Consider the following 9340-nt stretch of genomic DNA (forward strand, 5'->3'; position numbering starts at 1 on the left):
GACGCCGTGCCACGGGGTGGCGTCGTCGTTGGTGAACCGGTAGATCTGCGCATTCGCGTTCACGCCCCACACGTTGGACAGGGACCCCGCCGAGATCCCCGTCAGACCGCCCGCGATCTTCTTCCAATGAGCCATGTCGACCTTGTTCCCCTCACTCGTGCCGTTCCTGCAACGGCTCGGCCCGAGACTAGGGCCGTCAAATGGCCTAATACGGGGATTGGTTAAACTAAATAATCTGAAAATGAATGTTTGACGCTTATCATTCCCAGCCCGCTTGAGGAGAGGGACAGCTGGCTGGGGGCACATTGACCGGATGCGCGGTCCCACCTGAGGGGGATCGACGCAGCGGCACGGCATGTGCAGGGGAGAGCCGCGTCTCCGGCGTCGCCATCGCCACCGCGATCCTCGAGCTCGTCGTCTGCTTCCACCACGCCGTCCTCGGCGACGACCAGGGCACACCGACACCACCGCCCGGCTCCGCGACCTCACCGAAGGCGGCGACTACGCGTACTACACCGACATCGCCGCCTTCATGGCCGACCGGCCCGCCCTGCTGAGGTCCGCTCGATGCCGAGAACACGGTCCGCTGACGGTGGCGACATCTCGTGCTGGCCCGCCGCTCCGCCGTTGAAAGCTGAGTCCGGTTAACGGATCTCGGTCGAAACCGGGTCCAGGAAGAAGAGGCACTGCTTCGCGTTGAATTCGACCAGTTCGGCGACGAAGTGGAACTTATCGCCCGCCCGGACGGTGTCGGGGGTGCTTCGGCCAGTCAGCTTGAGGTCGTGGGTGTTGACGTCCTCGTACTTGAAGGCAGGTCCGCCCTCCGTCTTCGGACCCTGGTCACCCGGGCCCAGGAGGAAGTCGTAGCGGGTGTCGTAGTCGCCGTGGGGGGCCATGTGCACGATTGAGCCGTCGAAGGCGACCGTCTTGCCCTTGTACTTGGTCGCGAAGTCCAAGATCGAGCTGTCGCAGCTGTCCGGCGTCTTCAGCAGCGTCGCGAACTCCGCGTTGGTCTCGGCTGTGATCACTTCAGCGGCAGCTGACCCGGCCGCGGCCGGAGTCGGCGTGGCGGAGGGGTCTGCGCTCGCGGTGACCGCCGTCGGCTTGTTCGACTCCTTCTCGCCTTCGTCCTCGAGCGCCGCGGCCACGCCGATGATGATGGCCAAGACCACGAAGCCGCCGGCCGCGGCACCGATCAAGAGCCGCGGCACCGGCTTCTTCGGCCGGCGGAAGTCGAGGGTGGAACGCAGCATGCCCTGCGACTGTCCCACCAGCTCCCAGCCGTCCTTCTGCATCTTCGAGATCACCAAGCCGTCGGTACCGCGAACTGCCTGCACAGTCCTGTGCTCGTACCTGATCACGTCGGTCACGCGGCTCCGGCCCCCTCAAAGAACTGGTCGTACCAACTGCCCCGTGAGCATAGGGGACTCCACGAGATACTCGACGCCCTCACTTTCCCCTCAGCCCTGCCTTCCGCCAGTCCGCCCGCTGTAAAGAGACCAGCGCCGGGCCGGAGGCGGCGTCCGTGAGCCAGGAGGACCAAGGCCACCATGTGGCTCAGCGGATGCCCTGAACCGGGCCCTTCGACCTGGGCAGCGGCAGCAACTTTCACGAGTCGATCGACTGGTGGGCCTACGACGGGACGATGCGCCGGCCGACGGCCACATCGATGCGGGGTCGATGCGCGTGCGGATGGCGCGGCAAGAACACCTATCCGATCGACTGGGAGAAGGTCCGCGCGGACGACGATCCGGACGCCTACGACACCTCCGGCCCCTACCGGGACTGGACGACCCACATGGACGAGGTGGCTGGCCGCGCCCTGCCGCTGCCGGAGGACCTGTCGGGTCTGCTGGCACAGGTGCGCGAGCGTCTGGACCACTCTTGCTGGAGGAGGACCAGCCCGTGATGGTGCTGCAGGCAGCCGACGAACTCGAGGAGATCGTCGCCTCGGTCGCCCCGACCGCCGTCAGACTCCTCACCCGCGGCCAGGAGGAACCAGCGCCCGGGATCGCCGAGGCCCTCGGAATGACGGAGAAGGCCGCCCGCGCCCGCCTCATCCACTACGAGCACCTCGACCGCTGACCTGTCGGCCGTTTAGCCTCGGTCGGTTGTATGTACGCAAGGGCGCCTCAGGGTCGGGGTGTTGCTGCGATCGTTGGGTGTACACGGACGGTCGGCGGGGTTGGGGGCTGTATGGGATGGAACCTCAGGTGGGTGGTGGCGGGGCTGGTGACGGCGGCGGCTCTCGTCGTGCCAGTGTGGCTGTGCGGGGTGGTGGTGTTGCCACCGCTGGTGGAGGATCCCGCGATCCGCTGGTCACTGGCCTCCGCGCTGGGTACGGCGCTGGCCGCGCTGGCGGCCTCCTGGGGGCACGGCTTCGCCACCCGGGGCCGGGCGACGACCGGGCCTGCACCGTCCGGTCCGTCGGTGCAGGCCACGGCTGAGCGCGCCGTCGCCATCGGCGGGAGCAACCAAGGCCCCATCTCCACCGGCGATGCCCAGACGCCGACTCCGCCCGCACCCGTGGAACCTGCTGCTGGACAGCCTCCCGCCCCGCGGGCGCCGGGTACGGTGTCCGCGTCCGGGGAGCGTTCGATCGCCATCGGCGGGAACAGCTCCGGCCCACTCTCCACCGGCGACCAGCACGGAAGCGCAAACTCGTGAAGTGGCCTTTCCGCCGTACCGGGAAGCAACCGGAGGCGCCCGCCCCCAAGCCTGGTACGCAGGTGGAGGCGAGTGCCGAGCGGGCCGTCGCGATCGGGGGGAACAACTACGCGCCCGTGCTGACCGGGGACCACTCCCGGGCGGTGTCCCTGCCGCCCGAGGCGCTGCGGCCCCCGACCGAGGTGAGGGCCCCGGCCGGCCTGGACACGCTGGCGGTACGCCCGGGCCTTTTCGTCGGCCGCACCCGCGAGCTGGAGCGGCTGGACGCGGCACTCGCCAGCCCAGGCGGGGCGGTGGTGCAGGCGGTAGCGGGTTTGGGTGGGATCGGGAAGAGCACCCTGGTCGCACAATGGGCCATCACCCGCCCCCACGGCCGATCCCCCATCCGGTGGATCACAGCCGACAGTCCCTCCGGCGTGCAGGAGGGCCTGGCCGACTTAGCCACATCCCTGCAGCCGGCCCTGTCCGGAGCCCTGCCCATCGAGACGCTGGCGGAGTGGGCCATGCAGTGGCTGGCCACCCACTCCGGCTGGCTGCTGATCCTCGACAACGTCAGCGACCCCGCCGACGTCACCCCGCTCCTAAGCCGCACCGGGACGCGGGGACGCTTCCTGATCACCAGCCGCCTCGCCACCCCCTGGCACGGCATCCCCACCGTGGTCCGCCTGGACGTCCTCGATGAGACCGAAGCCCTGGACCTTCTCACCCGCATCACCACTGCAGCCGGCCCCCGGGATCTGACCGGCGCCGCCGAACTGTGCGCCGAACTCGGCCACCTGCCCCTGGCCGTCGAACAGGCAGCCGCCTACTTGGCGCAGAGTCCACTCACCACGCCCCGCGCCTACCTCGCCATGCTCGACCAGTACCCGGCGGCGATGTTCCGCCAAGGCGCCGTCGGTGTCACCCCGCCCGAGCGCACCATCGCCCGGATCTGGCACATCACCCTCAACCAGATCACCGACCGAGAGCCCCTGGCCGCAGACCTGCTCCGGATCCTGGCCTGGTACGCCCCCGACCACATCCCCGCCACCCTCCTGGACGGCCTGGCCGACCCGCCCGCGCTGCAGGCCGCACTCGGTCTCCTGACGGCCTACAGCATGATCACCCCCGACCCCGCCACCGGCACCCTGGCCGTCCACCGGCTCGTCCAATCCCTCGCCCGTACACCCGACCCCGACGACCCCTACCGCACCCCCCAACTCGTCAACGAAGCCCGCGACCACGCCACCACCCAGCTACACACCGCCATGCCCGCCACCTGGGGCACCCCCTCAACCTGGCCCACCTGGCGCACGCTTCTCCCTCACATTGCTGCCCTCTCGGACCACACATCTCCCGACACCGACACCAACACCACGGCAAGCCTCCTCGGCAACGCCGGAATGATCCTCAACGACCAGGGCGAACTCACGCGCGCGACCAGCTACTTCCAACGCGGCTTGGCCAACCGGGTCCGTGTGCTGGGCGAGGATCACCACGACGCTCTGATCTTCCGCAACAACCTCGCCAGCGCCTACAAGTCGGCCGGGGACCTGACTCGGGCGATCCCGATGTACGAACAGACCCTGGAGGCCGCGGTACGCGTGCTTGGCGGCGATCACCCCGACACCCTGACCTTCCATAACAACCTAGCCAGCGCGTACGAGTCGGCCGGAGACCTGGCGCGGGCCATTCCGATGCATGAGCGGACCCTCACCGACCGGGCCCGTGTGCTGGGCAATGACCACCCCGACACCCTGCTCTCCCGCAACAACCTCGCCAACGCCTACGAGACGGCCGGAGACCTGACTCGGGCCATCCCGATGTACGAACAGAACCTGGAAGCCATCGTGCGCGTGCTAGGCGGCGACCACCCCGAAACCCTCCGCTCCCGCAACAACCTCGCCTACGCCTACGAGTCGGCGGGCGATCTGGCGCGGGCCATCCCGATGTACGAGCAGACCCTCACCGACCGGGCCCGTGTACTGGGCAAGGACCACCCCAGCACCCTCATTTCCCGCGGCAACCTCGCCAGCGCGTACAAGTCGGCGGGGGACCTGGCGCGGGCCATCCCGTTGTACGAACAGGAGCTCACCGACTCCCAGCGTGTGCTGGGCAAGGACCACCCCAGCACCCTGCGCTCCCGCAACAACCTCGCCAACGCCTACGAGACGGCCGGAGACCTGACTCGGGCCATCCCGATGCACGAACAGAACCTGGAAGCCATCGTGCGCGTGCTAGGCAGCGACCACCCCGAAACCCTCCGCTCCCGCAACAACCTCGCCTACGCCTACGAGTCGGCCGGAGACCTGACAAAGGCCATCTCCATGCACGAACAAAACTTGGAAGCCGTGGTGCGCGTGCTGGGCAATGACCACCCCAGCACCCTGACCTCCCGCAACAACCTCGCCAGCGCGTACAAGTCGGTGGGGGACCTGGCGCGGGCCATCCCGATGTACGAACAGACCGTCACCGACTCCGAGCGTATGCTCGGTAATGACCACCCCAGCACCCTGACCTCCCGCAACAACCTCGCCAGCGCGTACAAGTCGGCGGGCGATCTGGCGCGGGCCATCCCGATGCACGAGCGGACCCTCACCGATCGGGCCCGTGTGCTGGGCAATGACCACCCCGACACCCTGACCTCCCGCAACAACCTCGCCTACGCGTACAAGTCGGCGGGCGATCTGGCGCGGGCCATCCCGATGTACGAGCAGACCCTCACCGATCGGGCCCGTGTGCTGGGCAATGACCACCCCAGCCCCCTCATTTCCCGCGGCAACCTCGCCAGCGCGTACGAGTCGGTGGGCGATCTGGCGCGGGCCATCCCGATGTACGAACAGACCCTCGCCGACTCCGAGCGTATGCTCGGCAATGATCACCCCGACACCCTGCGCTCCCGCAACAACCTCGCCTACGCCTACGAGTCGGTGGGCGATCTGGCGCGGGCCATTCCGATGCATGAGCGGACCCTCACCGACCGGGCCCGTGTGCTGGGCAATGACCACCCCAGCACGCTGACCTCCCGCAACAACCTCGCCTACGCCTACGAGTCGGCCGGAGACCTGGCGCGGGCCATTCCGATGCATGAGCGGACCCTCACCGACCGGGCCCGTGTGCTGGGCAAGGACCACCCCGACACGCTGACCTCCCGCAACAACCTCGCCTACGCCTACCACTCGATGGGGGACCTGGCACGGGCCATCCCGATGTACGAGCAGACCCTCACCGACCGGGCCCGTGTGCTGGGCAATGACCACCCCAGCACCCTGACCTCCCGCAGTAACCTCGCCAGCGCGTACGAGTCGGTGGGCGATCTGGCGCGGGCCATCCCGATGTACGAACAGACCCTCACCGAGCGGGCCCGTGTGCTGGGCAATGACCACCCCAGCACCCTGCTCTCCCGCAACAACCTCGCCTACGCCTACCACTCGATGGGGGACCTGGCACGGGCGATCCCAATGTACGAGCAGACCCTCACCGGCAGTGTGCGGGTGCTGGGCGAGGACCATCCATTGCTGGGAATTGTCCGTAGTAATCTCGATCTCGCCATCGCCGAACGCGACGACGGCGAAACCGGGCGTCCTTGACCCTGTGTCACAAACATGGATGTCACCACAGGCGCCCGAGGGCCGCTCGGCGAGCGCTTTCTCCCGCGTCCGCGAACCCTTCTCCGTCCGGGAAAGCGCCCGCTGTGCTGTCACCAGGCGCTGCTCGGCGTCGGCCACGTGGCGGGGGTTCGCGAGCAGGGAGCTGGTCGGGGCGACGCTGTCGAGGGGCTGCAAGCGGGCGGCGTGATTGTTCCACATCGAGGCCGACGGTGCCGCGGTCGAGCTTTCGGCACGGCGGCCTTCGACCTGGCCGTCGCGCTGCCCGGCCCCCCTGCGCGTCACGAGAATCGCCGGTCCCCAGCCTCCGACCGCTCGTTGAACAGGCACGGAGAGCACGCTCGCGCGGTTCATGCGGCTCCACGATGAACAGCGGGGCATCCCGAAGCCGGAACTGGATTCACAGGAGGAGCGGATCCGGGTCGAGGAGGCCGTTCGCGAGGAGGCGGTCCTGCTGCCGGCCAGACGGGGGGCTGCGTGGATGCGGGCCCTACACCTGCCGACCGAGTCCTGGGTCAGGGGCCGATCGCGGACGCGGTTGAGGAGGCGATGACCGGGCTGGATCCGACGGACCGTGACGATCCCGACCGGTACGGGTACGGCGGTGCGTCGGAATCGGTGAGGGAGACGCTCAACGGCCTGATCTACTGCCTGGCCGACGTCTCCCGGTACCTCGGTCCGGCGCGGACAGCCGCGCTGCTCGCCGCCGTGTCCTGTGTCCAGGGCATCCCGCGGCCGCTCGCCAACACCCGTACGGCGTCATTCACCACGGAGAGCTCATCACCCTGTGCGCCGTCATCGACTGGGCGATCGACGCGGGCGAGGCGCCGGCAACGCCAGACCCCGCCCACGTCTGAGCTTGGGGCCGCCGTCTTCACCACTTTTTGGTGAGCTCGTTGAGGGGGTCTTCGACGTGGGCCCGGTTGATGCGGTCAGCGGCCGCAATGGCGTCGGTGATCCAGGCGCGGGCCCGCAGGGTGCTTCCGAGGTGGGTGGCGAGGGCCGCGGTGATGTCCTTGAGTCGAGCGTCGCGGTTGAAGACGTCGAGGATGAACTCGGCGAGCGGTTCGAAGTCGCCGCCCTGCGCCTCCTGGACGGCAGAGGACATCGTCGAGCGTATGCGGTAAATGCCCACCGCTTCCTTGAGTCCGCGCCAGAACCGGGCGTCGTCGTGCCCGGGAAGGTTGTTGAGGAGGGCGGCGAGCTGCTGCTCGTCGTCAGTCACGGTTGGCTCCTTCACATTGGTGTCTGCCAGTATCGAATCTGAGAATCGCAAACGGGGCGGCTTTGCAAAGGTTCTGTGCTCATCTCTGAGCGGCAGCAGCGCCGTGTCGGTTTCGAGTGCGAGGCAGCCTGCCTCAAGGCCCCAAGTGTCTGGCGCCCGTGCGGCCCGATCAGTCGATGGCTACCACCTTTAGAACTCAGGGACTGGCGCCTTTTCGCGGACACCGCCCGGGTCCGCGCGTCACCATGGGGCCTTCTCTTCACCGCCTGGAGTCTGCATGGCCGACATCCCTGCCCTCGCCCAGAGCCTGCTGGCATCTCTGACCGCCGACGAGCGGGCTGAGCTCCTGGAGCGCATCCCTCTGCCGGACCGAAACGAAGCAGGCCCTCTACCGCCGCAGGCAGCCGGCATTGTCTGCGCTGCCGCGCTGCGCGGAGTCACCCGTGCTCTCAACGCCCGCGGCGTCCCAAGCGCCGAGGCCCTCGACGAGCTAGGCGAAGTCCTCCACTACGCGTTCGATTCGTTCTTCACTGCCATCGAGGTCGCGGCGACCTACGCCGATGGAGGCCCGGGACACGGCCCCGCCAGCGGATGGTGGAGAGCTTCCTTCGACGCCTTGAACCTGCGGGATCACCTTGCGCAAGCCGTCCGAGAGGGGCACGCCTGGGGCGATGAGATCCCCAGCTACAGCAAGCCTGACTACCCATGGCGAGTAACGCAGATCGCGGGCAGAAGACGCCCGTCCAACCCCTGAGGGCCGCACCCGATCAGCGGATGCACCCCTGCGTACCGTGCAGCAAATGCGACCAGTGCTCGTGTGAGTACATCAAAGGCCTGTGCGAGGCTGCTCCGACGTGCGTAGTGCGCGGGAACATGCTGCCGCCGACATCTGCCGGGTTGGGGGTTCAGGACGCCGTCGTAGTGAGGACGGGGCGAGAGCGCCGCCGACACCGTCGTGCGCCCCAGTTTCGTCCGGGTGGCGAGCAGCACTTCCGACACACGCCCCTAGCTGCCGCGGTCCGGTACTCATGGTGTGCCGCTACGAGTACCGGACCTCGGTCGGCCTCTACTGGAACCGTCGATTGGCGCTGAGGGTAGATCACGGGAGTGCGGGCCGCACACGCTCAGCCACCGGCACAGCATGTCGCACAGCGCGCCGCCCGGAATCGATCCGGGCGGCGCGTCACAACAGGGCGAACGTTGCTTGATACGGCACTAGTACCGGAGGTACGACCAGGTAGTCGCGCCGACGATGCCGTCGGCAGTGATCCTTTCCGCACTCTGGAAGCGCTTCACGGCGTACTCCGTGGCGGCTCCGAAGTAGCCGTCCACCCCAGTAGAGCCCACCGAGTAGCCCCGGTAGATCAGCAGCGCCTGGAGCTCCTTCACCTTCGCACCGGAGTCGCCGCGATCCGTGTAGGCGTTGCTGAGGTCGTAGCCGCAGTAGAGCCCGTTGTCGACGGTGGATCGGCAGCTCACCGTCACCGCAGTCGGCGCTTGAGCGGGTGTGGCCAGAGCGGAACTGGCGGAACCGACCGGGAGCAGGGCCGCGGCCAGTACGGCGGACACGAGCAGGGAAAGTCTCATGAGCTGAGGCAACTACAAGTCCTTCGAACGGGGCGGGGCAGCCCGCCGCTGGATTGGTTGAGCGCGAACATATCCCTGGATCGACCATCAAGGCAGAGCGCACCACGGCGTACGGGGGAGCGCGCGAAGCACGGTCAGAAGCACCTGACGCGAGGGCTGCAAACTCAGAATTGGCCACAACCAGCCGTGGGGTCAGGGGCAGTCGTTAACGACTGCCCCTGACACAACCCCGGTTAAAAAAAAACAAAGTACATACACCGCCCCCCCGCCCCCC

9 protein-coding genes are annotated in these 9340 nt (G+C 68.0%); 5 read left to right on the forward strand and 4 right to left on the reverse strand.

The window, feature by feature from the left end; genetic code table 11:
* Both ACIA8N_RS34390 and ACIA8N_RS34395 read right to left on the reverse strand, forming a co-directional pair.
* The coding region (locus ACIA8N_RS34390) for a tectonin domain-containing protein (RefSeq protein WP_365786292.1) at positions 1–357 on the reverse strand (357 nt) is incomplete at its 3' end.
* A 287-nt stretch (positions 358–644) separates the two neighbouring features.
* Positions 645–1370, reverse strand: coding sequence for a DUF4839 domain-containing protein (locus tag ACIA8N_RS34395; RefSeq protein WP_365786275.1), 726 nt, complete (start codon positions 1368–1370; stop codon positions 645–647).
* A 275-nt stretch (positions 1371–1645) separates the two neighbouring features.
* Between ACIA8N_RS34395 and ACIA8N_RS34400 the strand changes: the two genes are divergently transcribed.
* The 4 genes from ACIA8N_RS34400 (at position 1646) to ACIA8N_RS34415 (ending at position 6236) form a co-directional block, all read left to right on the forward strand.
* The gene (locus ACIA8N_RS34400) at positions 1646–1909 is read left to right on the forward strand and encodes a hypothetical protein (RefSeq protein WP_365786277.1); all 264 of its coding nucleotides are present in this window, start codon (positions 1646–1648) and stop codon (positions 1907–1909) included.
* Positions 1909–2085 (forward strand): hypothetical protein, encoded by a 177-nt coding sequence (locus tag ACIA8N_RS34405; protein ID WP_365786279.1) that lies wholly within the window; start codon positions 1909–1911, stop codon positions 2083–2085. The genes ACIA8N_RS34400 and ACIA8N_RS34405 overlap by 1 nt, the downstream gene beginning before the upstream one ends.
* Positions 2086–2196: 111 nt before the next feature.
* Positions 2197–2667, forward strand: a complete 471-nt coding sequence (locus ACIA8N_RS34410; RefSeq protein ID WP_365786281.1) for a hypothetical protein — start codon at positions 2197–2199, stop codon at positions 2665–2667.
* A complete protein-coding gene (locus ACIA8N_RS34415) occupies positions 2664–6236 on the forward strand; it encodes a tetratricopeptide repeat protein (RefSeq protein WP_365786283.1) in 3573 nt (1190 codons plus the stop codon). Before ACIA8N_RS34410 ends, ACIA8N_RS34415 begins: the two co-directional genes overlap by 4 nt.
* An 892-nt stretch (positions 6237–7128) precedes the next feature.
* Here the strand turns inward: ACIA8N_RS34415 and ACIA8N_RS34420 are convergent.
* Entirely contained in the window at positions 7129–7479 is a 351-nt protein-coding gene (locus tag ACIA8N_RS34420) for a hypothetical protein (protein ID WP_365786285.1), read from the reverse strand.
* A 277-nt stretch (positions 7480–7756) separates the two neighbouring features.
* Between ACIA8N_RS34420 and ACIA8N_RS34425 the strand changes: the two genes are divergently transcribed.
* The gene (locus ACIA8N_RS34425; protein WP_365786286.1) at positions 7757–8233 is read left to right on the forward strand and encodes a hypothetical protein; all 477 of its coding nucleotides are present in this window, start codon (positions 7757–7759) and stop codon (positions 8231–8233) included.
* Between the two features lie 461 nt (positions 8234–8694).
* On the opposite strand, the gene ACIA8N_RS34430 is transcribed toward ACIA8N_RS34425, so the two are convergent.
* Complete coding sequence (locus ACIA8N_RS34430; RefSeq protein ID WP_365786288.1) at positions 8695–9066, reverse strand: peptidoglycan-binding domain-containing protein; 372 nt, start codon at positions 9064–9066, stop codon at positions 8695–8697.
* Between the last annotated feature and the right edge of the window lie 274 nt (positions 9067–9340).

The sequence above is a fragment of the Streptomyces sp. NPDC051822 genome, from assembly GCF_044452745.1.
In the GTDB taxonomy this organism is placed as follows: Bacteria; Actinomycetota; Actinomycetes; order Streptomycetales; family Streptomycetaceae; genus Streptomyces.